The 23,817-nt window shown below is 44.6% G+C and carries 20 protein-coding genes, 1 pseudogene and 1 riboswitch; of the genes and pseudogenes, 9 read left to right on the top strand and 12 right to left on the bottom strand.

Annotated elements, in window-relative coordinates; all coding sequences use genetic code 11:
* The 5 genes from VK080_RS11725 to VK080_RS11705 all read right to left on the bottom strand — a co-directional run.
* Positions 1 to 716, bottom strand: a 716-nt coding sequence (locus VK080_RS11725; RefSeq protein WP_324224946.1) for an AMP-binding protein, incomplete at its 3' end; no start/stop codon positions are given.
* 202 nt (positions 717 to 918) lie between these two features.
* A complete protein-coding gene (menB, locus tag VK080_RS11720; protein WP_324224945.1) occupies positions 919 to 1,737 on the bottom strand; it encodes a 1,4-dihydroxy-2-naphthoyl-CoA synthase in 819 nt (272 codons plus the stop codon).
* Positions 1,738 to 1,762: 25 nt separating this feature from the next.
* A complete protein-coding gene (gene menH / locus VK080_RS11715) occupies positions 1,763 to 2,578 on the bottom strand; it encodes a 2-succinyl-6-hydroxy-2,4-cyclohexadiene-1-carboxylate synthase (RefSeq protein WP_324224944.1) in 816 nt (271 codons plus the stop codon).
* 185 nt (positions 2,579 to 2,763) lie between these two features.
* Positions 2,764 to 4,503, bottom strand: coding sequence for a 2-succinyl-5-enolpyruvyl-6-hydroxy-3-cyclohexene-1-carboxylic-acid synthase (gene menD, locus VK080_RS11710; protein WP_324224943.1), 1,740 nt, complete (start codon positions 4,501 to 4,503; stop codon positions 2,764 to 2,766).
* Positions 4,503 to 5,891 (bottom strand): isochorismate synthase, encoded by a 1,389-nt coding sequence (locus VK080_RS11705; RefSeq protein ID WP_324224942.1) that lies wholly within the window; start codon positions 5,889 to 5,891, stop codon positions 4,503 to 4,505. The genes menD and VK080_RS11705 overlap by 1 nt, the downstream gene beginning before the upstream one ends.
* 454 nt (positions 5,892 to 6,345) lie before the next feature.
* Between VK080_RS11705 and VK080_RS11700 the strand changes: the two genes are divergently transcribed.
* Both VK080_RS11700 and VK080_RS11695 read left to right on the top strand, forming a co-directional pair.
* Positions 6,346 to 7,278 (top strand): 1,4-dihydroxy-2-naphthoate polyprenyltransferase, encoded by a 933-nt coding sequence (locus VK080_RS11700; RefSeq protein WP_324224941.1) that lies wholly within the window; start codon positions 6,346 to 6,348, stop codon positions 7,276 to 7,278.
* Positions 7,279 to 7,297: 19 nt separating this feature from the next.
* The gene (locus VK080_RS11695) at positions 7,298 to 7,681 is read left to right on the top strand and encodes a hotdog fold thioesterase (protein WP_324224940.1); all 384 of its coding nucleotides are present in this window, start codon (positions 7,298 to 7,300) and stop codon (positions 7,679 to 7,681) included.
* Positions 7,682 to 8,216: 535 nt separating this feature from the next.
* On the opposite strand, the gene VK080_RS11690 is transcribed toward VK080_RS11695, so the two are convergent.
* The 3 genes from VK080_RS11690 to VK080_RS11680 all read right to left on the bottom strand — a co-directional run bounded on the left by VK080_RS11690 (position 8,217) and on the right by VK080_RS11680 (position 15,506).
* Positions 8,217 to 8,807 (bottom strand): ECF transporter S component, encoded by a 591-nt coding sequence (locus tag VK080_RS11690; RefSeq protein WP_324224947.1) that lies wholly within the window; start codon positions 8,805 to 8,807, stop codon positions 8,217 to 8,219.
* 200 nt (positions 8,808 to 9,007) lie between these two features.
* Positions 9,008 to 9,153, bottom strand: a riboswitch (FMN riboswitch).
* Positions 9,154 to 9,550: 397 nt separating this feature from the next.
* Positions 9,551 to 13,942, bottom strand: coding sequence for a S8 family serine peptidase (locus VK080_RS11685; RefSeq protein WP_324224939.1), 4,392 nt, complete (start codon positions 13,940 to 13,942; stop codon positions 9,551 to 9,553).
* A 532-nt stretch (positions 13,943 to 14,474) separates the two neighbouring features.
* The gene (locus tag VK080_RS11680; RefSeq protein WP_414672249.1) at positions 14,475 to 15,506 is read right to left on the bottom strand and encodes a M20/M25/M40 family metallo-hydrolase; all 1,032 of its coding nucleotides are present in this window, start codon (positions 15,504 to 15,506) and stop codon (positions 14,475 to 14,477) included.
* A gap of 178 nt (positions 15,507 to 15,684) precedes the next feature.
* On the opposite strand from VK080_RS11680, the gene VK080_RS11675 reads away from it, so the two are divergent.
* Together VK080_RS11675 and VK080_RS11670 are read left to right on the top strand one after the other, a co-directional pair.
* Positions 15,685 to 16,248: a thioredoxin family protein gene (locus VK080_RS11675; RefSeq protein ID WP_324224937.1), complete on the top strand. Its 564-nt coding sequence runs from the start codon at positions 15,685 to 15,687 to the stop codon at positions 16,246 to 16,248.
* Between the two features lie 154 nt (positions 16,249 to 16,402).
* Positions 16,403 to 17,401: a potassium channel family protein gene (locus VK080_RS11670; RefSeq protein WP_324224936.1), complete on the top strand. Its 999-nt coding sequence runs from the start codon at positions 16,403 to 16,405 to the stop codon at positions 17,399 to 17,401.
* Here the strand turns inward: VK080_RS11670 and VK080_RS11665 are convergent.
* Entirely contained in the window at positions 17,390 to 17,767 is a 378-nt protein-coding gene (locus tag VK080_RS11665) for a YugN family protein (RefSeq protein ID WP_324224935.1), read from the bottom strand. The two genes, VK080_RS11670 and VK080_RS11665, sit on opposite strands and share 12 nt — an antisense overlap.
* A 112-nt stretch (positions 17,768 to 17,879) precedes the next feature.
* Between VK080_RS11665 and yugI the strand changes: the two genes are divergently transcribed.
* From yugI to VK080_RS11650, 3 genes are all read left to right on the top strand, one after another.
* Positions 17,880 to 18,266: a S1 domain-containing post-transcriptional regulator GSP13 gene (yugI, locus tag VK080_RS11660; protein ID WP_324224934.1), complete on the top strand. Its 387-nt coding sequence runs from the start codon at positions 17,880 to 17,882 to the stop codon at positions 18,264 to 18,266.
* Between the two features lie 123 nt (positions 18,267 to 18,389).
* Complete coding sequence (locus VK080_RS11655) at positions 18,390 to 19,745, top strand: glucose-6-phosphate isomerase (RefSeq protein WP_324224933.1); 1,356 nt, start codon at positions 18,390 to 18,392, stop codon at positions 19,743 to 19,745.
* Positions 19,746 to 20,024: 279 nt separating this feature from the next.
* Entirely contained in the window at positions 20,025 to 21,194 is a 1,170-nt protein-coding gene (locus VK080_RS11650; protein WP_324224932.1) for a MalY/PatB family protein, read from the top strand.
* A 171-nt stretch (positions 21,195 to 21,365) separates the two neighbouring features.
* Here the strand turns inward: VK080_RS11650 and VK080_RS11645 are convergent, their stop codons facing one another.
* Together VK080_RS11645 and VK080_RS11640 are read right to left on the bottom strand one after the other, a co-directional pair.
* A complete protein-coding gene (locus VK080_RS11645) occupies positions 21,366 to 21,938 on the bottom strand; it encodes a superoxide dismutase family protein (RefSeq protein ID WP_324224931.1) in 573 nt (190 codons plus the stop codon).
* 367 nt (positions 21,939 to 22,305) lie between these two features.
* Positions 22,306 to 22,554, bottom strand: coding sequence for a hypothetical protein (locus tag VK080_RS11640; RefSeq protein WP_324224930.1), 249 nt, complete (start codon positions 22,552 to 22,554; stop codon positions 22,306 to 22,308).
* Positions 22,555 to 22,724: 170 nt separating this feature from the next.
* On the opposite strand from VK080_RS11640, the gene kapB reads away from it, so the two are divergent.
* Positions 22,725 to 23,117 carry a sporulation phosphorelay system protein KapB gene (gene kapB / locus VK080_RS11635; RefSeq protein WP_324224929.1) on the top strand — a complete coding sequence of 131 codons (393 nt, stop codon included), beginning with the start codon at positions 22,725 to 22,727 and terminating at the stop codon, positions 23,115 to 23,117.
* 70 nt (positions 23,118 to 23,187) lie between these two features.
* On the opposite strand, the gene VK080_RS11630 is transcribed toward kapB, so the two are convergent.
* Complete coding sequence (locus VK080_RS11630) at positions 23,188 to 23,451, bottom strand: phosphocarrier protein HPr (protein WP_324224928.1); 264 nt, start codon at positions 23,449 to 23,451, stop codon at positions 23,188 to 23,190.
* 208 nt (positions 23,452 to 23,659) lie between these two features.
* Between VK080_RS11630 and VK080_RS11625 the strand changes: the two are divergent.
* Positions 23,660 to 23,817, top strand: a pseudogene (locus VK080_RS11625) (purine-nucleoside phosphorylase); the annotation flags it as partial.

Raw genomic sequence — 23,817 nt, 5'->3', positions numbered from 1 at the left:
ATCATCGTGACAACAGAAGCAATGGTGACCCCTTTCGTCATAAGTGCCTCGTTGAAGCTTTGTTTATCATACTTTTCCAGAAGATAAACCGGTATGCCATAAATAACGCTGCGCAGCAAAATCGATAAACCGCTGACATGAAATATCGGAAGGACGGCAAGCCATTTATCCTGCTTGCTGAGACCAAGGTTCAGCATTGATCCGACAGCGCTCCACCAGTGGTTGCCATACGAATGGACAACGCCTTTTGGAAAACCGGTCGTACCCGATGTGTAAATGATGGTAAACATTGCATCCAAATCAATTTCCGTGCAAAGGTCACCGGGTTGCTCGTTCAGTTTCCACACTTCAGAAAATGACTGTATTTTTGCATGAAGCTTCCGATCATGATTCTGTGCCAATACAAGTTCAACACCGGCATCATTGAGCTGATAATCCAATTCCTGCTCCGTTAGCCGGGTGTTAAGCATAACCGCAACAGCTTCAAGATAAGTTAACGCATGGATGGCAATCACCATGTCGATATGGTTATCGGAAAGAATACCAACTTTTGATCCTTTATGAACCCCCAGTATCCGCAGCTTTCGGGCGAATGTCTGGCTTTTTTCTTTCAGCTCCAGGAAAGTATACACTGTTCCGTCTCCAAGCTCGATTGCGGTCTGATCAGGAGCAAGGTCGGCCTGTTTTGTGAGCCAGTGGGGCATGATTTCCGCCATAATTACAACCTGCTTTCATGTTAATATTATAGATGCTCGTCTTAAATGCATGTTCAAAAAGGAGGATACCAAGGACCGGCCAGCTATTTAGTCGAAGGTCTTCTGCCACGATGTGCCATTGGTACCGAACTTTTTGAACATCCTCTTAAAAGAAAAACCCTTGCCTCTTAACAGCAAAGGATTTTCAATGTACTTTTACCGATTACGGAAAACGCGGGAATTGCTTGAAGTCCGGTTTCCGCTTTTCTTTAAATGCATCGCGGCCTTCTTTTGCTTCATCTGTCGTGTAATAAAGCAATGTCGCATCGCCGCCCATTTGCTGCAATCCGGCAAGTCCGTCGGTGTCTGCGTTGAACGATGCTTTCAAGAAGCGGAGCGCAGTCGGTGATTTTTCCAGCATTTCTTCACACCATTGCAATGTTTCCTCTTCCAACTTCTCAAGTGGTACGACGGTGTTGACCAGTCCCATTTCATACGCTTCTTCGGCATTGTACTGACGGCATAAATACCAAATTTCCCGGGCACGTTTATGACCAACCATACGGGCCAGCATTCCGGCACCATACCCTGCATCAAAACTTCCTACTTTCGGGCCGGTCTGTCCGAAGATGGCATTATCAGCAGCGATTGTCAGGTCACAGACAACATGCAGCACATGACCGCCGCCGATTGCATAACCGGAAACCATGGCCACGACAGGCTTCGGAATCGTACGGATAAGACGCTGCAGATCAAGAACATTGAGGCGCGGCACCTGGTCTTCTCCGACATAACCGCCATGTCCGCGGACAGATTGGTCACCGCCGGAACAGAACGCTTTGTCCCCTGCGCCGGCTAAAATAATCACCCCGATTGACGAATCATCCCGTGCGTCCGCGAATGCGTCAATCATTTCATTGACTGTAAGCGGCGTGAATGCATTACGCTTTTCCGGGCGGTTCATCGTCACCTTGGCAATACCATTGTACTTTTCATAAATAATTTCATTGTATTGTTTTGCTTCTTCCCATTGAACAGTCAATTGTTTTCCTCCTTTAAATCAATTGTTATGTAGCATCCTTTCCGACAGATTTCAAGAATCCGGTTACTATTTTACCAAAAGTTGCCGGCTGTTCCACATGAATTGCATGACCGGCACCTTTAACCGTGGTATGTTCGGCAGCTGGCATAAGGTTTTCCATCGTTTCATTGATCCCAATGAATTTAGTGTCATGTTCGCCGCTCAAGAGCATTACCGGGACATCCAAACCTGGCAGATCTTCTTTCCACGATGGCTGTGATCCCGTCCCCATAAACCGGAGTGACTGTGCAAGTCCTTCCGGTGATTGGGACAGACGCTCTGTACGAATCTTTTTCCGAACGGCTGCCGGCAATTGTTTTTGAGACTCAAAAAGTGGGATATCCTCCCAGAAATCAACAAAAGCTTCTATCCCGTCCGACTCAATTCGCTGCGCCAGTTTCTCATCTTGCTGGCGGCGTTTATAACGTTCTTCCTCATTGGCCAGCCCCGGTGATGCGCTTTCCAATGTCAGAGACTTTACCCGCTCGGGGAAAACGAGTGCAAATGAGAGTGCAGTGCGACCGCCCATGGAATAGCCGATGAAGTGAACTTTTTCCCATTGCAGTTTATCGAGCAATCCGGCTAAATCCCGGCAAACGTCGCGCATTGTTTTGGCAGGGCCAGGTTTTGTCCTGCCATGACCGGGCAAATCAATTGTGAGCGTCTGAAAACCACCGAGCCACTCGGTGACGATTGTTGTCCATGTCCCGGACGTTCCAGTGAAACCATGCAAAAGGACAACTGGTTCACCCTCACCATTCAGTTCGTACCAATACACTGTACCATTGATTTTAAAATACACGCCATCATTCCTTCCCCGTAAAGTGAAACTTCATTCAGCGGAACGGTTTTTTTCCGCAATGATATTAGGGAACAAAGGCTAAGTTCGCGACGACAATCGCAACTTCTTTGTGACCTGCACCGTGCAGGTTCGAACAGGGACTTTTATGGTCAGTTAGCCGCCGTTTTTCTGGCGGATTACTGACATTACATGCGGGGTAAAAGTGAATTATTAATCTGCTGCCATTTTTCCCGATGCCATTTTAAATTTGCCGTCCGGTCAGTTTTGACTTCAATAACAGATAAGCCATCATGCTGATAACTTTCCTGTAATGCTTGCTTCAATTCAGCTGCACTGGACGGCTGCTGATAGGTACCACCGTACATGTCAATCACATGCTTGAACTCAATATCGAGTGGTGTCCCGAACAACGCTTCAAAATGCGCTTCATGATTCACTTGCGGTAAAAATGAAAAAATGCCGCCACCATTGTTGTTTACCACAAGAATCGTTACGTTCAGCCCATGATGCTTAGCCGCTAGAAGTCCATTCATGTCATGAAAAAAGGATAAGTCACCAAGCACAAGCGTAACAGGGCCACCCGCAGCTGCTGCCCCCATACCACTTGACACCATACCATCGATACCGTTCGCCCCACGATTAGCCAATACTTCCACTGACTTCGATGTGGTCATGAAAAATGTGTCCAAATCCCTTACCGCCATACTGTTTCCGACGTAGATGCTGCTTTGATCCGGAATCTCGTCCATCAGATGGCGTACCGCTTCCCCTTCTGTAACAGCACTACTGTCATCTGTTCCCAATAAATGGCTTTTAGCGATCTGATTCATCATTTGCCAGGTCTGCAGCCATTCATCATCAAATGTTAACGGTTCGGTCACAGTCGCCAAATCCCGGCACAAGCATGCTGCATCGGCATAAATGAAGTCTGTCTGATTGCCGGCAGGTTCACGGTACCCGGCTGAATTTTCCACAACATACTGCGGGATGTCACCATGTTCCTTTACATAGAACAGATAAGGCTTGGACACCGGCATGGCACCAAAACGCATGATAAAATCAGGTTTCAGCTGCTTCCTGATTGTTTCGTTTCTTAAAATGGCATCATAGCTTTCAATAATCAGTTCTTTATCATGCTTCCCTGCTCTTATTTGTGATAATGGATCAGCAAGAATTGGTACTTGCCAGGCTTCAGCGAGTTCCGTTACAGCTGCAGCAAATTCCCGATCGGTTTGCGGTCCGCAGACAATCAGCCCTTTCTGACATGACTTCAATTTGCCGCTGAGTTTTTCAAGCTGAGCCTGATGCAGTCGCCGTTTTCCTTCCACTTTGGCGTAAAAAGGTTTGTCGCTTCGTTCCCCCCACAAATTTTCCAATGAAAAATCGGGGATCAGTGGTTCGCGGAATGGAAAATTCAGATGCACCGGTCCCGGGTTGCCTTCATTTGCTGTATTGACAGCTCGAGATGCTTTTCCGCGGGCATAGGCAAGCATGTTTTCATCTGCTTCAGGCAGCGCCATTTCATGAAACCATTTCACATAATCACTGTAAAGCTTAATTTGATCGATCGCCTGCGGTGCACCGGTATCTCGCAATTCGTGGGGCCTGTCAGCCGTCAGCACAACGAGCGGCACCCGGCTGTAGCTCGCTTCAATAATAGCTGGGAAGTAATTGGCAGCAGCGGTTCCAGATGAACAAACAAGGGCCACCGGTTTCTGCAGCTTTTTTGCCATGCCCAATGCAAAAAAAGCTGCTGAACGTTCATCAATCACCACCCGCTGTTTCAGACCAGGGTGCTCTGCTATTGTCATCGCCAATGGTGTTGAACGGGATCCGGGAGAAATCACAACATCCGTCAATCCGCTTTGCACCAGCTCATCAACAAAATTTGCCGTATAACGCGTCAATTTTTCGGTGTGAATCATTATTCAGCCTCCAATACCGACAGCATTGGCATAAATTTAATTTTCGTTTCTTCATATTCTGCCTCGGGATCCGAATCCCGTACGATCCCGCACCCAGCGAATAATGATGCCTGATCTCCCTGTATCAAGCCGGACCGGATAGCAACCGCAAATTCACCGTTAGAATTGCTGTCAAGCCAGCCAACGGGTGCGCCATACCAGCCACGGTCCATCTGTTCATGCTCACGGATGAATGCAAGTGATTTATCCCGCGGGACACCGCCAAGAGCAGGTGTCGGGTGCAGCTTGCCAACAATATCAAAAATACTGTATCCTTCTTTCAGTGTTGCTGTGACAGGTGTGTACAAATGCTGAAGATTTTTCAGCGGATAGATCACGGGCTTATCAGGAACATAAACAAAACGGCAGTAATGTTCCATAGACTGTCTGATCATTTGCACAACAAAATCATGTTCACTTCTGTTTTTTTCATCATGAAGCAGTGTATTGCCAATCCTGGCATCCTCTTTTTCCGTCTTTCCGCGCGGAGCAGTACCGGCGAGGCAAGTGGACATGACGTCATCCTTTTCCTGCCTGACCAACCGTTCCGGAGAAGATCCAATGAAACAATCACCGTCACGTTCAAAAGCAAACACATAACTGTTCGTCTGTGTTTCAATCAAATTGTTTAAAATAGGGGAGATTTTAGCCTGGTCCGACAGCTTTACCTGCATTTCCCTGGCCAAAACAATTTTATCCGCGTGATGCTGTTTAATGCTATTGGTCGCACGTTTGACTGTCTGTTTCCATTCATCAGGCGCAATTTCTTCTGTTGCCTCAATAGCGGTTCCCTCGGGCAGATGAACTGAACTGTCAAATAACATATTTTTCGTTTGATTAATTCGTTCTGCAAGTTGTCCCGGATGATTATCTTTTGATACTCGGATATTAATCGTCAAATAACTGGCATCCTCTGTCTTTGTTAACATAAATTCCGGGATAATGAATGACAGATGGCTGAACTTTTCCCATAATTGGGATCTTTTCGCTGCCGGATCAAATGACATGCCGCCAAGTGCAAGCATTCCCGTGCCCGGACACTCGTATGGGTTACGAATAATCGATTCATTCAGCAATTGCTTCCAGTTGCTCTCCATCTGCTCAATACTGCTTATATTGGCCGCCAAATCATATGCACTGCCGACACCTACAACATAGAATTGTTCGGCTGTACTTGACCAAAATGTCCGATTCATCGATAATTGGCCGGCAGCTTCAAAGAATAGAAGTGGATTGTACTCATTTATTTCTTCCGTCATACTCAGCAAAGGGGATGTATCATTGGTCTTTGCCTTATTTATGGCTTTATCAAGCATTGATTTAAGGGTTGTTTCTTTTACCTCAATCATCAATATAAACCTCCGTAACATTATACCATCACAAAGCACCATATCTATTTTATTCTTTTTTAACATGTTCCTCAAGAAAATCCATCTAAACATGACGGCACGTGTCAGCTGGATGACTTTTCCCGATTGACACCCTATGGGGAATTGCCTAAACTTATAGTGACACGAAAGTAAAACCTCATTAAGTGGGATAGTTTTCCCCACTGATGAAGAGAAACAAAGGCCAAGTGCGCAACATCCCCGAAAAAGGAAGGGACTTTTCTTCTGCGATGCATCGCCGACGCAGCTTTCCTTGTCTTGTTGTTGCAATGCCTTTATGACCTGCATCGTGTAGGCCCGAATCGAATCAGACCTTTACAGGCAGCTGATCCTCACTTAGCTTTCCTCGTTTCCTTGAAATCTTGAAACGGGGCCTTGAGCTGTCTGTAAAAACGGGATAAAGGAGAGAAAGACTTTGAGCACCACAACAACATCAATAAAAGAACAACTTAATGAGAAAAGTGGTTTTCAAATCTGGTGGCGGTTATTACGTCCACATACGCTGACGGCTTCCATCATTCCAGTATTCGTTGGAACGATGCTTGCGTTCACCAGTCATCACATAAATCTATTACTATTTTTGGCCATGCTGTTGGCGTCGATTCTGATCCAATCCGCCACAAATATGTTTAATGAATATTATGATTTTGTCCGTGGACTGGACAATGAAAAATCAGTGGGGATTGGCGGGACAATTGTACGTGATGGGATCTCACCCAAAATGGTGCTGAGACTAGCACTGGCATTCTTTGGTGTTGCCATGATGCTTGGCGTCTATATTTGCATCGAATCAAGCTGGTGGATCGCCGTCATTGGTTTAATATGCATGCTTTTTGGTTATTTATATACAGGTGGTCCCGTACCGATTGCTTATACACCATTCGGGGAGCTGTTTTCCGGTTTCTTTATGGGAACAGTCATCATTGGCATCAGTTATTATATTCAGACAGGAACACTAACTGGATCTGTCATTTGGCTTTCCATCCCGGTTGCTATCTTTATCGGTGCCATCATGATGTCCAATAACATCCGTGATTTGGATGGTGATAAGGAAAACGGCCGGAAAACGGTAGCCATTCTCCTCGGCAGAAAAAACGCCGTTCGATTCCTGGGAGCCATGTTCATCATTGCTTACACCTTAACGGCCATGTACATTTTGGCAGGTGTCTTGCCAGTATGGTCGGTTCTGGCATTTTTGAGTATCGCCAAAGCCATTGATGTCATCAAAAAGTTCCGCGGCAAAACAAAGCCGCTCGAAATGATGCCGGCCATGGCCGCAACAGGCAAGACCAATACATTATATGGATTACTGCTTGGTGTTTCACTGTTGGTCAGTAATTTTCTCTGATTGAGGGAGATGACAATGGATGGTATTTGAAAACACCCTAATGGAAGCACTCGGAATCGAAACGGTGTCACTTGATAAAGATCAGGTCGTTATGACCATGCCTGTTGATCCCCGGACACTTCAGCCGGCAGGTTTTTTACACGGGGGCGCAACTGTTGCTCTCGCGGAGTCGGCAGCCAGTATGGGGGCATTTTTAAACGTTGATCAGGAAACATTCAATGTTTTCGGCATTGAGATAAATGCCAACCATATTAAAAGCAAACGGGAGGGTACCGTGACAGCCACTGCAGAGCCGATCCATAAAGGCAGAACAACCATGGTATGGAGCATCAGCATAACCGATGAGCATGATAATCTGATATGTACGTCACGCTGTACCATTGGTATCGTTCCAAAGAAATAGAAAGAATCATTCCAGCAAACCCCCTTGAAATCGCGACGTTTTGTTCTGTGGGGTCTCGTTATGGCTGCTGCACAGGCACGATGTTTTTGTGTCGGCGTCGGTCACAGGACGTAACCATGTTTAGACGACACACGCTGGATTCTTATCTAAGTTAACTGCTGATATGAATCTTCACTATAGAAAATTAACGTTAATCACAGCATTTGCTAATCAAACAACCTATTGTAAAAACGACAGTAAAACCATGAATTGAGTAATCAAAAAAAGCGGCGGCTTACTGCCCGCAACGATTCAGTTCAAGCCTGCACGATGCAGGTCACAAAGGGGTTGCAACACGACGTTGTGAACTTAACCTTTGTTCCTTTATCAGTGGAGAAAAAACACTCCATTGAATGAAGTTTCACTTTATCCCGCATATAACTAACGGGCTGTAATCCCTCAAAAAAACAGGGATAACAGCCCGTAAATGTCCGACTCGGTTCAAATAACATTCAGTGGGTATAGTAGTGCACCCACTGAATGAAGTTTCACTTTATTATACAACCAGGTTCGTTTGTTTTTGTTCGATCCATGCTTTCATTTTAATAAACAATGGGACAAATAACGCCCCAATAATGACGCCTTTAATAAGATTAAATGGTAATATACCAGCTATTACCGCAATCCATTTTGCAGTATCCCCAGCCATTTCAGGTGCGCCGATAAACCATGCGTATGCCGGCAGTATCACAAAATAGTTGAGCACACTCATACCAAGAGCCATAACGATCGTTCCGGTTACCAGGCCGGAGATAACACTCTTCGTCCCTTTATACCCATGATAAAGTAAGGCAACAGGTACAACAAACATGACGCCGGCAAGGAAATTCGAAGCGACGCCAATCGGATCGCCGGCTCCCGAAACAGCCAAATATAACAGATTTTTAACAGCTTCTACAATGACACCTGCTATTGGTGAAAATATTAATGCTGCAATCAATGCCGGTACTTCACTAAAATCAATCTTTAAATATGGCGGCAGAAATGGTAATGGAAAATTCAAGAAAAACAATACGAGTGAAATACTTCCCAACAGTGCCAGAATAATAAGTTTCAGCAAATGTGAAGATTGAACATTCTTTTGCATCATCATTCCCCTCCCTCATCCTGATCGACTCACACCTTTGTCTGATGAAGGATAAGCCGTCCCCTTTAGTGAATTGCCGCAAGCTGAATCGATACGGATTGTTCAGCCGGACAATATAAAAACCCTAAAACCTATACGGGGCTTTAGGGTATCATTTCACAGGAAAAATCAAGGCACATAGTTGCACCAATTTCACGGCTTGTCATCTTCTCCCATCCAGACTGTAACTGTCGGTTCCGGACTCGCACCGGATCCACCGCAATGCTTTGACAAAGCGGGTCACGGACTTGAAGCGTTTGTGCTCCTTACCGTCGGTCGGGAATTGCACCCTGCCCCGAAGATGGAATCGATATATTGTTAAATGAATTATAACCGATAATTTATGAAAATGCAAGTATCTGAACTCACCATTTTTTATACCGGATTAATGTTTTACCATCGGGAAGTGCAGAATATCAGCAAGTGCTTCGGTTGTGAACCAAAAGTTAAAATTTATCAACCAAATATTAAATTTATCGACCGAATAGCCAATAAATCAACCAAAAAAATAAAAAATCAACCGAATCGAAATTTTATCAACCAAAAATGGAAGATATCAACCGAATTTAAAATTTATCAACCAAATATTAAATATATCAACCAATATTGCGATTTATCGACCAAATCTTTGCTGTACCACTGCATAAAAACTCCTCGGAGTGCATCACGTGCACCCCGGGGAATTCACTTATGCGGAAGTCCGATCACTGGTCGTCCACATTAATGAACAATTTGCCGTCTGCTGTTTCGCGGGTTTCGTTGCCAAATTCATCGACGACTTTCACCTCAATGGCAGCACCTTCTGCAACGACATTATTGGTTGCTGTCCAGTAGCCGACATAGTGTCCATCCGACATCTCCATCATTGGCAATTCAGTTGCATTGGAAAGCTTAGCACCGGAATTTGTCAGTGGCATATGGATAAAGAATGTTGCATCCTGTCCCGGCTCACTGTCAAATTTAATGCGTACACTTTCACCTGCTTCCAAATTCTTATCTTCAGTTGGTAGTAGGTTCTCGATTGTCGGTGCAACAAAATCGACATCGATGGTGACCGCCTCTGTTGCTGTATTACCTGCCAGATCACTGGCCGCAACTTCAATTTCGTTTTCACCATTGTCTAGCAGAATCCGCTGTGAATAAGAACCATCTTCAGCCACATCCGTTTCACGGCCGTTGACTTCAACCGTGTCAAGATTGGCATCTTCAACAGTTCCCTCGACTGTTGCGGTTTCACGATTGGTCTCATCTCCGTCTTCAGGGCTGTCAATCGTGATCACAGGACTTTCTGTGTCCAAGGTCACATTAACAGATTCTGATCTGCCTGTTTCTGCCTCATCCATCATGGACACTGCTTCCAGCTCATTAGCACCCTCAGTAAGCTCTGCCGGAATTTCAAACTCACCACTGTCACCAACCTCGACTGTACCAGCTTCTTCACCGTTTTTCAGCAATTGAACAGTCGTTGTAGGTGAAGCAGTACCTTCAACTGTGATATCCGACTCGTTCGTGATCTGCCCTGCTTCCGGTGCTGTAATAACCGGACTCTCCACTTCATAGCTGACGCGTGAGCGGATCATATAGTTACCTTCAGCAGAAGGTGATTGCGACCATGTTCCGCCAACCTGCTGATAACTGCGCCCGGCATTTGAACTGCTTTCATCGGTTGCAAGTCCTGGGACGTTCGGGTTGGTGCCTGTCTGGACATAGACCATGTAGAAGTCACCGTCAACCGTGATATTGTGCTTGCTCAGGTCAACAACTGTCCATTCTTCAAGATCCCTTACCGCCTCAGCTTCGACAGGACCGGCAAGCTTCTCACCCGGCATGCCGTCTGTACCGGATGCATCCCAGACTTCAACTGCGAACTCGGTACCTCCCGGACTCGGCCAATCGGTGCCGTGGAATTGGAAAACCCCTTCTGTGACAACGGCTGTATCTTTTCCTTCAGGTAAAGACATTTTGACTGCCCACTTGTTGCCGGCATCATAGAATGCACGGGCATTTTCAGCAGTACCATCGTCATAGCCGATTTCACCGCCAGGATACGTGTAGAATGGCTCAAGCTCGATGTTCTGTTCCATATCATCATCAAGCTTTATCTCTACTTCCTTACTGTAGAAGTCTCGTGCCATCACTTTTAGTGTATAGCTTCCTTCATACCCTGTAATTGAATAGTCGCCATTTTCGTCAGACTCAACAGGCGTTACGTTAGCATCTTCCATAAGCAGTACGGTAGCTCCTTCGATTGGTTCACCTGTTGCTTCATCGGTTATCGTCCCGGTCACGGTAGCCTGCGGGATCTCATCAAGTGTGAAATCAGCCTGTGCCGTGCCGTCTGCTTCAAGCGTAACGGTCTGTTCCTTCGATTCGAAACCGTATGACTCTGCTTTTAGGGTAAATGTACCCGCAGCATGCGTCATTGAATACTCACCGGTAGCCGGATCTGTTATAACTGATCGGCCGCTTTCCAGAACATTTACTTCCGCACTTATTGGCAATAAATTAGGATTGATGACATCACCATCTTCCGGAAGATCCTTTTCTTCTGGCAATGCAGGCCGGATCTGATTCGGATCCACTCGTTCTTTCAATCCTGCTTTTTCATCGGCTTTGATGACTCCCAATCCTAACCCCAAAGCTCCCGGGAATAAACGGTTGTTATGGCCATTCGCTTTACCTTTTCCATCGTTTTTCCCTAATGAAACCTTGCTGCTCTGTGACGTATCGGACAAAGCAACATCATCAATATACCAGCCCTCTCTTGTTACACTTCCATCAGTTGTTACATTAAAACCGATATAGATGCGCTGGCCGCTGTATTCCGATAAATCGACTTCAGCACTTTCCCAGCCGTCCGATTCACCCTCGATTTGTATCAGCTGTGTCCATTCTTCCTGGTCAGTTGAAACAAACACATGTCCATAGTCATAGGCACTGCCTGAATCGTATTTTTCAAGATTGTGCCACTGATTGAATTGCAGATAAACGTCTTCATCTGGCATATCAATTGGCGGCATGACGAGTGTTGCATTCATATCACTATCGTAATCGCCATCCAGATTAGTCGCATAGACGTTCTCTCCTGATGCTGCATTTTCGGGGCCGGATGTTGGTGTGCCCAGCGCCCAGCTGTTGTTTTCACCAAATGATGTCCAGCCTTCCGGGTTATTTTCAAAGTCCTCCGAATAGCCCGTTGTAATACCTGGTTTGACATCGACAACATATTCGTCGCTCGTCACATCATTTTCACCAAAATCACGAACAATCCATTTATACGTCAGTGAATCTTCCGTGATCTCCTCACCTGGAATGGTAGCGATATAGTCGCCTTCTTTAAAATCTCCGGACACGCGGTCGGCTTCAACTGTTTGCCATTCGCCATCCGAATCCTGATATTCCAGTTCGACTGATGCGATGCTGATATTGTCACTGGCCTGAACATTCAGGTCAAGATCCATACCGGCATATGTTTCAGACGGTGCAGAATGGTCATATACCGGAGCCTCGCTATCCTCTCCCTCCTTCGTCACTTTACCTTCGATTGTACCAATGCCATCCTGTAATGCGGATACAGCATCATAGGCATTCACCAAGCCATGCCCAAATGCATTATTCGGGGATTCCGGATACGTATCATTGGTTAATGAAACAGCCGTATCCATCAAAACTTGCTCCATTTCATCGACGGAAATACTGCTGTCCACCTGCCTTAGTAGTGCTGCAACACCTGATACAGCAGGACCAGCCATTGACGTACCGCTCATTGCACCATATCCATCATCTGGCAAAGAGGAGCGAATACCTACGCCAGGCGCTGAGATCTCAGGCTTAATTTCGTCATATGGTGAAGGTCCTTCCAATGAAAAATCTGCTAAATTATCATCACTGTCTGTTGCCCCCGTTGCAAACGATTCAGGGTAGTTCGCCGGGGTCGCAATCGAACCGGGTCCACCCGGGTTAAACAGATCGGTATTGCCTGCTGAAAACTCCGGGAATATGCCAGCAGCCCGCCAGTTAATGACAACATCGCGATACCATTCATCAAGACCTGGTCCACCGCCCCACGAATTATTGACAACATCCGGAGCCAAATCAGCACGGGCATTGCCGTCTGCATCAGTTGGTGCCATAATCCATTCAGCAGCTTCCAGAAGGTCCGCATCTGTTCCACCGGATTCTGTGAATGCTTTAACCGATATAAATTCGGCTCCTGGAGCAACACCAACCTGGTTGGAGCCGTCCGTTTCATGCCCGACCATTGTACCAGTTACATGTGTCCCATGTCCCTGATCGTCATACGGTTCTGATTCACCTGCTGTCGCATCAAACCAGTTAAAGTCATGGTCAACTTCACCGGTTGATGTGTCATAGCCGCGATAGTTTTCCTTTAGGGCCGGATGATCCCATTGAACACCTGTATCAATGCTTGCCACAACCGTTCCTGAACCATCGATGCCCATTTCCCATGTTGCCGGTGCGCCGACACGGTCTACGTTCCATTCAACATTGGCAATCCCGGATTCTGGTATGTTGGCATCTTTTGTTTCAGGTATAAACAATGTCCGTGTTTCGTTCGGCAAAATCTTTTCCACTTCTTCAAAGCTGGCAATCTGTTCAGCCACTTCCTTTGTTGCCGTCACGGCCATCCCATTGACAATGTGGTATGCGTGTATATTCTCTGCATTGCCTTTTTCCTTTTCTTTTTGCAAAAATGCTTTCACGTGCTGCTGTGATTCAAGTGCTGTCGACTTCAGTTCAGAAATGACAGCCGAACGCTGCACAAATTCAGCTTTTTGTGCAGTCAAATTCGCAGATTCTGCATTTTCTTTTGCCTCTTGAGCCACTTTTTTGGAGTCTGCCTTTTCTTTGAATTTGACTAAAAATGTCACCTTATCATCGTCTTTAAACTGCTTTTGCAGCCGTTCGCTAACTTTTTCTGCGGCGACATCCCGGGCGTTTTTGAATGCGTCATACGGCTTGCTGTTCTTATCAGCAGACTCGGCAAAAGCCGTACCCGGAGCCATCAAAGAAAAGACCATCAACATAGACGCCACAATACTAAAAGCCCTCGTTCCACGCTTTTTTCTCGGCATGTTTATTCCTCCCCACCTTTAATTTTTGCTGGATCCAGCCGGCCCCCTTTCCAAAAGATGTGTTGTGTCAGCATTGGACAATGAATCTATGATGTTAATGCCACTATAATAGATATGATAGAAAAATTGTGTCGGTTTTTGTCATCTTGTATCTGAATTTTCGGAATCGGTAGTAAAGTACTGCGCCTCCATTTTACTGCATATTGACAGAAGTACCATATTTTGTAATATATGAATGACCCAATAAACCCTAAAAACCGTTCATATCAGCCATCCAAGCAAATAATAGACAAAAAACCTATCGACACCTTTCATAATACAAATAAAAAAAATAGATAAATTGTTATAGAAAGCAGCATCTATATATTTTGTGAGCTGAAAATTACAAAAATATCCAGTCATTGCTACCCACTTTTTAGCAATGCGTGATTTGATTCGGGTACAAAGAACTAGAATCACGCCAGTTCATAACAGTACTTAAAGACTAAAAAAGCCCCAAACCCATAATCAGGTCTGAGGCATTATTATTTTCTTATGAATCGAGCGGGTTTAAACTTTCCTCACCAGTAAGACCGCTTAGCATTGTCACAAGCAATTCGATTTCCTCATCAATATCTTTCAGACTGGATGTCTCAACCGGTGAATGCATATACCTTAATGGTAAGGATACGAGCGAAACGGGCACCCCCGGGCCGGTAAGACGCATGCGATCTGCATCTGTTCCGGTCATCCTCGGTGTCAGTTCGTACTGGACCTTCATATTCAACTGACGGGCGGTTTGTTCCAGCAATTGATTGATTTTAATATTAATTGGTGCACCTTTTGCCAGTACCGGCCCGCCATCAAGCCTGACATCACCATACTTGTCCTTATTGACGGCGGGATAATCGGTCGCGAACGTGACATCACAGGCAATCGCCATGGTTGGCTCAAGACCAGCCGCTGCAAAATAAGCACCACCCATATTCGTCTCCTCGTTGACGGTGCTTGCTGCATAAACGCCGACATTGCAGCCTTTTTCGGATAGCTGCTTCAGAACCTCGGCGACAATGAACGCACCTGTCCGATTATCGAGACCTCGTCCCGATACATAGCGGTCCATCAATAATTCCGGTTCGGTTTTATAAACTGCCAGGTCACCGATTTGCACGTGCTTTTCAGCTTCCTCTTTTGTCTTATAGCCACAGTCAATAAACAAGTCTTCCAGCCCGAAATCATCTTTCAATCCACCATGATGCTGGGCATTGACGCCTATCACACCGGTGACCTGATCACTGAACCCAAGTATCGTCACCTTCATACCAACTGCTGCTTTCGGATTGATGCCGCCCATTTTATCAAAATGCAAAAAGCCATTATCATCAATCCGATTAATAACAAGCGCTATCTCATCACAGTGACCGGCAAGGAGCACTTTGAACGGCGCGTCCGGATTCAATACGCCAATCACATTCCCGGCATTATCCGTTCTGATGTCATCCGCGAAATCTCTGACATAATCCATCCATTTTTTCTGAATGGCCATCTCTCTGCTGGATGGTGATGGTGTATTTAAAAGTTCCATCAGAAAATTCCTGTTTGCCTGTTCCACGTACAATACCTCCTTCTCAAAATAACCAGTTCAATCATAGCAGATTTGACAGAAAAATGCGTGGACAACCTCAACAGAGCACTTTTGTTTACGCGCTATTTGTTATTGGGTAAACTTTAAAAAAGAACTCAAAAAAGGAGTGACAGCCAATATGAATTTGAATCAATGGTTTGAAAAAGGGATGGATCCTGAAACGTACATTGAATCCATGCAAGAAAACAAAGAAGCTCTGTTACATATCTATGACCATTTCACACCACCTGAAAACGAGGAATTTGTTCAAAAGCTGAAGGAAAAAAATCTCCGTGTCATCGTTCTGACCGAGGATTGGTGTGGTGATGCCATGCTGAATATCCCAATATTGCTTCGTATGGCAGAACAGTCGAATCTGCCGGTGCGTCTGCTGCTCCGCGATCAGAACCTTGAATTAATGGATCAGTATTTGACAAATGGCAAATCCCGTTCCATCCCTATTTTTATTTTTATCGATGAAGACGGGAAAGAAGTTGCCAAATGGGGCCCAAGAGCGGAAAAAATCCAACAGTTTGTCGATGAGTCCAGAAAAAAACTGCCACCCAAGGAAGATGAAACCTATCAAGAAAAGGCTAACGAAATGTATCGCTTCATGTCAAAATCCTTCAGGGATAATACTGATTTTTGGCAAGACGTTTATGCAAGCATCCAGTCAACGATTGAAGCTGACGTAACGCTTTAGACTGCTGGCGCGTATAAGTGCTTACTGCCTTTGCCCATACTAAATATGTAAAGCGAAGCCCCATCTGATCTCCATCATATACGCGATCATTTGAAGTGGGGTCTTATCGTCAATTATATGCGAGAAAAATTTTGTTACGGGTAAAGGTGAAAAAATGAATCTTGAATCATTTAAACATATTTTCTATCGGATGCCGATTGTTGTCAGACTGCTGTTATCCGTCAGTTTGATTATGCTGTTTTTTGGAACCGTGATCCATCTTCTGGAACCACAGCAGTTTCCATCGATATTCGACGGCATTTGGTGGGCATTCATTACAGGAGCGACTGTCGGTTACGGTGATTATATTCCACTGACACCTGCCGGCCGAATTGTAACACTTCTTCTTATTCTTTCCGGCGGTGGCATGCTGACATTTTACATAACAACACTGGCTGCCAAAACAATTAACCATGAAAGTGATTTGTCAGAGGGGAAAGTTTCATTTAATGGCAAACAACACATCATTGTCGTCGGATGGAATGAGCGGACCAAACAATTAGTCGAAATGATTGCGGATAAAGATCCACAACAGGAAATGGTGCTGATCGATCGGACACTTAATGAGCTGCAATACCGCCATTATCCGATTCATTTCATTCACGGGGATCCAAGTGAGGATGCTGTTTTAGTGCAGGCAAATATTAAGGAAGCCGAATCGGTGCTGATCAGCTCCGACATCACCACTGAAGAACGTAAAGCCGATATTAACACAATTTTGACAACGGTGGCCGTGCGCGGGAATAATCAGGATATACCGATTAACGCAGAGATTCTGACCATCAGCCAAGTCGAAAATGCGATCCGTGCCGGTGCTGACACTGTTATCAGCTCAAATGATTTTATGAGCACACTATTTTACCATGAGCTGTTTCATGAAACACATACAAGACCATTTGAAACTGTATTGAATCTTTTGAACGAACAGCAATTTACCCATATAACACTCCCGAATGAACTGGAAGGGAGTTCATTTAAAGAGGCGGCCCGTTTTTTTCTGGATAATCATGAATTGCTGCTCGGTCTTATCCGCGACGGTAATTGGATGATGAATCCTTCCGGGGAAACGAGCCTTGATAATGAAGACATACTGATTATATTATCAGCCTGGTGACAGAAGCTCCTCCACTTTTTTCATAACGTTTTCCGCTGCTGCTTCAAAGCTTTGAGGGGACTGGTTGGTCTGATCTGATGTTATTCGTTCCATTCCCCTCCCGCTGATTTCTTTTTCATGTTCATATGCGAGTAAATACGGCTGATTGACCCGTACCGTTATACCTGGATAATCGAGTGACCCTGCCACAGCATAGAACGGTATCCGCACAACGAAAATGATACTCCGAATATCAATTTTAAGGTCAACATAAGCGCCGTTATAATCCCAATTAGATTCGATAACATAACCTCCGGGCATCATTTTCTCTTCCAGGACGTATAGTGGATAAATACGATTTTCCAATACTGAATGCAAGGGAATCATGCCTTTAACCACCTTTCCTAAGATTGTTTACTATTTTTTGCCCGGACTCGATATTTATGCTAAAATGTTTTATTGTGTAAAAGTTATCGAATAAGTTATAGGAGTGTTCAGCATGATCGACAATTTTGAAACAGGTGAAATTTTAGAGGGCAAAGTAACAGGTATACAGCCATATGGTGCATTTGTCGCTCTCGATGATGAAACGCAGGGATTGGTTCATATTTCTGAAATAACACACGGATATGTTAAAGATATTAATGATTATCTGACAGTCGGTGATGACGTTAAGGTGAAAATTTTAAATGTGGATGCAGAAAACAATAAAGTTTCCTTATCAATCCGTGCAACCCAGGAGCCGCCGAAAAAACGTGTGAACAGCCAAAAAAATCAGGTACCAGAACAGCATGGTAATACAAATTCAGGCTTCAATACGTTAAAAGAGAAACTGGACGAATGGATCAAGCAATCGGAAGAACGCGAACAAAATTATAAAAAATAATTGATGGAGAGAAGAAGCTTTTTCCTTGAAAAAAGCTTCTTTTTTCAGGATCGGACGTTTATTGATTTATGCGCTTCATTTCAGGTAAAGTAAAAAATAGTATGTTAGATGAAGGAGGATTCCATGACACATATTAGTTTTTCCTATAATAAAGCGTTGGATTTTTTTAATCAATCCGAAATTGATTATCTCTCGGAATACGTTGAATCGGCCCATCATAAACTCCACAGCAAAACCGGGCAGGGCAGTGAATTTTTAGGCTGGATGGACTTGCCTGAGAACTATGACCGGGAAGAATTCGCTCGGATAAAAGCGGCAGCCGATAAGATCAGAAAAGACTCTGACGTGCTGCTCGTGATTGGCATTGGCGGTTCATATCTGGGAGCGCGGGCTGCCATCGAAATGCTGACCCATTCATTCCAGAATCTACTTGCTGACGATAAGCGGAAAGCACCACAGGTTTTGTTTGCCGGAAACCACATGAGCTCTACCTATATAAACGAGTTGTTCGATATTCTTGAAAATAAGGATGTATCCATTAACGTTATTTCCAAAAGCGGAACAACAACCGAACCGGCGATCGCTTTTCGGATTTTCCGCAAATTTCTTGAAGATAAATACGGAAAAGAAGAGGCGCGGAAACGGATTTATGCCACAACTGATAAGGAGAAAGGCGCATTAAAGACAGCAGCTGATATAGAAGGCTATGAAACATTCGTCATCCCCGATGATGTCGGCGGGCGCTATTCCGTTCTGACAGCTGTCGGACTCCTGCCGATTGCTGTTAGCGGCATCACCATCGACGACATGATGCAAGGAGCAAAAACCGCCATGGATGATCTGAGCACACCTGAACTTAAGCAAAACCCGGCATATCAATATGCGGCTGTCCGGAATATTTTATACAACAAAGGTAAAACAATTGAAATGCTGATCAACTATGAGCCGCATCTGCAATATTTTAGTGAGTGGTGGAAACAGCTATTTGGAGAAAGTGAAGGAAAAGATCAGAAAGGGATTTTCCCGGCATCAGCCAACTTTACGACTGATCTCCACTCAATGGGACAATACGTTCAGGACGGCCGACGCGACTTGTTCGAAACAGTCCTGCATGTCAATAAACCCAAAAAAGATACAACACTGGAAACTGATGATGAAAATGCTGATGGCCTCAACTATCTGGCCGGAAAAACATTGCATGAGATCAATGACAAGGCATATCAGGGGACACTGCTGGCACATACCGACGGCGGTGTGCCGAACCTTGTGATCGAAGTACCGGCGCTTGATGCCTATACATTTGGTTATCTGGTGTACTTTTTTGAGAAAGCATGTGCTGTGAGCGGCTATCTGCTGGGGGTTAATCCGTTTGATCAGCCCGGCGTTGAAGCCTATAAGAAAAACATGTTTGCCTTGTTAGGAAAGCCCGGCTTTGAAGATGCGAAAAAGCGTCTTGAGGAACGGCTGAATAATAGATAACACGGTACATCCGTGCTGACGAGAATAAGGGAAAAATATCTCAATTTTTTTGCCAGATTATGTTTATAATTTTAATGACGGGGTAATACTATAACTGTAAGACTTTCTCGTATTCCCCCTGTAAGCAAGGCGTTATAAATGCCTTGCTCTTTTTTTGTCATTTCCAAAATTGCAAAAGCCCCCGCTCGCTCGTTTCAGTGAGTGGTCAATTGGTTAATCTTTTTAGGGTGATGCCGTATAATAGTGATTGAAGAACATACTTAAATTAGGAGGTTGACAATGGGATTTTTTGAAACTGTACATAACCGCACGAATACACGCTCGGTCAAATGGGACATGCGGCGTGCTGTATTTCAGTCTGAGGATGTACTGCCAATGTGGGTTGCTGACATGGACTTTCAGGTACCTCAGGCTGTCAATGATGCATTAATCGAACGTGCAAAACATGGCATATATGGATACACGATCATTAATGATGATGTAAAAAATCCAATCATCAACTGGGTTTCCAAGCGTCACAATTGGAAAATCAGAAAGGATTGGCTTTCATTCAGTCCCGGTGTCGTGGCCAGTTTACATATGGCTGTCCAGGCTTTCACTGAACCTGGTGACAACATCCTGATTCAAACACCAGTCTATACACCTTTTTACAACGTGATCGAAACACATGACAGAAAAATTGTGAAAAACCCGCTTCAGAAACAAGGTCATTACTATCAGATTGATTTTGCAGATTTTGAAGAGAAATTAAAACAAGGTGTATCAGCTTTTATCCTATGCTCACCACATAATCCGGTCGGACGTGTATGGAAAAAAGAAGAGCTGCAGGAGATGGCCCGGCTGTGCCTGAAATATGATGTACTGATTTTGTCAGATGAAATTCATGCAGATCTGATTTATCCGGGTGAAACACATATTCCGATGGCCTCCCTGTCAGATGATATAGCAGAGAATACCATTACGTTTATGTCGCCTTCAAAAACATTTAATCTGGCCGGACTCCAGGCATCCTATATCATTACATCCGATAAACAAAAACGGAAGGCCTTGAATGAGCAACTAGAAAAGCAGGGGCACCATATGCTTAATACAATGGGCAATACAGCAATGGAGGCCGCTTACCGTCATGGCGAAGAATGGCTCGATGAACTCCGAAACGTGTTACAAAACCATAAGGAATATGTCATTTCGATGCTCGAGGAAAAAACCGATGTACTGACTGTCACCCGTTCAGAAGGCACTTATTTACTGTGGATCGATTGCAGCAAATTAGAGCTTGACAGTAAAGCTTTACAGAAATTTATGAACGAAACAGCCAAAGTTGGGTTGAATGCCGGTGTGAATTACGGTGACGAAGGAGCGTTATTTATGCGTATGAACATCGCTTGTCCGCGGGAAACATTGGAAGAAGGTGTCAAACGCCTTGTTAATGCAGTGAACAACCGGTAACATAACAAGAGCGGGTCCAGTCCGATCATGGCCAACCCTCTTTTTCTATTGTTGCTCTATGATAGTTCGCTCTTAGAAAAATATTTGAGCTTTCGCGTCGATGTTTTGCTCTTTCGGGAACATGTTCCGGCTCTTTGCGCCCTTTCGTAACACGCTCCGGGCTGCCAACATCTATTCTTCCTGCTTTTCATTAAAGTTAGTTGGGTCTGTTGGGGTTTCTGTGGATTCTTTTTCATCTTTGGCAATGATTCCACATGCTATTCTGGGACCGGATTCCCCTCCAGGCTGACTGACACCATCATCTTGTCCTTTATGGATAATGAGGGACGTACCCTCGCCGTCTAGCAGCGATTTTTTGCCGTCCTTCAGCGTGGCTTCCGGAAGCATCAGTTCAGCATCAACAAGCCCGGACGGAGCCGCTTCGATATTCGGCAGATCACCAAGATGTGAGCCCTCGGGATGCATCAGCCCATGCTCATTGCCATCCGGGTTAAAATGACTGCCGGCTGTCGTAAAATCCGGCTGATCGCATTTCGGGTACTCGTGTACATGCATGCCATGATAGCCAGGCTCAAGCCCTTCCAGTTTCACTTTGAAATCGACACCGCCATCACCTTCCGTCAGCTGAACTGTACCAATCATGTCACCGGAAGAATTATACATATTAACAGTCCGTGATGTTTCATCACTCGACTGACAACCTGATATAAACACAAGAATGATGATCAATAATACCCTTTTCATAGTCCTGCTCCTCGTATAATAAGTTTTAAGTTCACAGTTGATGTCAATTTCCAGTTTGTTTTGTTCCTTGACAAAATTCGGGCTTGGATGCTTCGGGATAATCCTGGTTAATGGTCTTAGGGTCGTTTGGGGCAATGCTTATGCTCCTTGTAGCCGACTCCTTGCAAAGTCTGCATCCCCAGGCTCTTGTTTGAACGACTAACCCGTAAGCTGTTCCTCCGGGTTCCCATGCTGGAAATGAGCAATTCCAGGCACCCATGGACCGGATGAGTTCTCATACGCGAGGCTGACCTTACAGATGCTTTAACCTCAGTATCTGCATTTAAGCCAAAAATTAAACAGGCCCATTTCGAAATAAGCCTGTTTGTTAATCCGTATCTTTATTAATAATATCGCGGTACTGATCTTCTGTTTTTTTCTCTTCCTTTTTGGAATGTTTTATAAAAAAATACATAGCTAATCCGGCACCAATCATAAAAATGATCAGTATGATGACAGAGGGTATATATTCCGTTTTATCTTCCGGAAAATAAAGAAACTCCATGCCCATATATTGAATCACGTCCTTTAAAACAATTATAGCATCCATGACCATTTCAATAAAGCGAAACTTCATTCAGCAGGGCGCACTAACCCTGCTGAATGTTAGTTAAGCAGAATCGGGCATTTAGGGTCAGTTAACCGCCGTTTTCCGGCGGGTTACTGACCGTTACATGCGGGATAAAACATTACAATTGCCGTCCCGGTACAAATTTTGGCACAATAGGTGTAAAGGAGGTAGCGAATATGGCAGTTTCAGTTGGCGATATTGTTGAGGTGAAATACAACTCGGGAAGATACATAGGTGAAGTACTGGAAGACCGAGGTGAACGCTTTTTGGTAAAAGTGCACGCCGTGACCAAGCACCCGATGCAAGGTGACCTGCATCATCCAGGTGAAACGGAAGGCGTCTTGTTCCAGGAACGGAAAGCCCTTGCGCACTATGAAAAAATGAACGTCGTCAAGTCAGCCGTCAAAGGCTATGACGGTGAGCTACCGGATTACCGGGAATCACTCCAGAAAGCGATTGCCGATATAAAAGAACAGCTTTCGAAAAAAGATACCGCCTTTAACCAGCAGTCCCTAAAACAGGTTGAAGACCTGGAACAGAACACCTACACGAAAAGTTATTATAAATAAAGAAATGGAGCTAGCGGATAAATCCCTAGCTCCACAATATAAACTGATAACCTTTCATCACTTTCAATCATCATTCACCAAGATGTTCTTTTATTACATCAGTGATACCGTTAATGGCTTCAGCTTCATCCCCGCCGTTTGCGGTAATTTTCACCTCGGCACCTTTAGGTATCCCTAACGACATGACACCCATGATCGATTTAAGGTTTACATTTTTCCCATTATATGAGATTTCAATTTCCGATTCAAATTGTCCTGCTTTATTGACCAGTAATGTTGCTGGACGTGCATGAACCCCAGTATCCGCTGTAATGGTGAACGTTTTTTCCTGCATTGATTCTCATCCTTCCAAAAATAAATTCCTAACGTATGTATTCCGCGTTTATGAAATACTATACATCCACTAATATTATAAACAATAATTGTGTTTTTTGAAATAGAAATGCGGCGAAACCCTGTGTCATTTTCTCGAAATTTGTCTTTAGTCAGCCAATATGGTACCGTATTTCTGAATGAATTTGTATGCAGGAGGGGAATTGAACATGAGTGTCCATATAGGTGCAAGTAAAGGTGACATCGCTGATAAAATTTTGCTGCCTGGCGACCCACTGAGGGCAAAGTTTATCGCGGAAACATTTCTGGAAGATGTGACGCAATATAATCAAGTACGCGGCATGTACGGGTTTACGGGTACATATAA

This window comes from Lentibacillus sp. (genome assembly GCF_035301925.1).
Taxonomy (GTDB): domain Bacteria; phylum Bacillota; class Bacilli; order Bacillales; family Amphibacillaceae; genus Lentibacillus.
The sequence above is the reverse complement of the archived record's forward strand: the minus strand, read 5'-3'. Positions and strand labels throughout refer to the sequence as shown.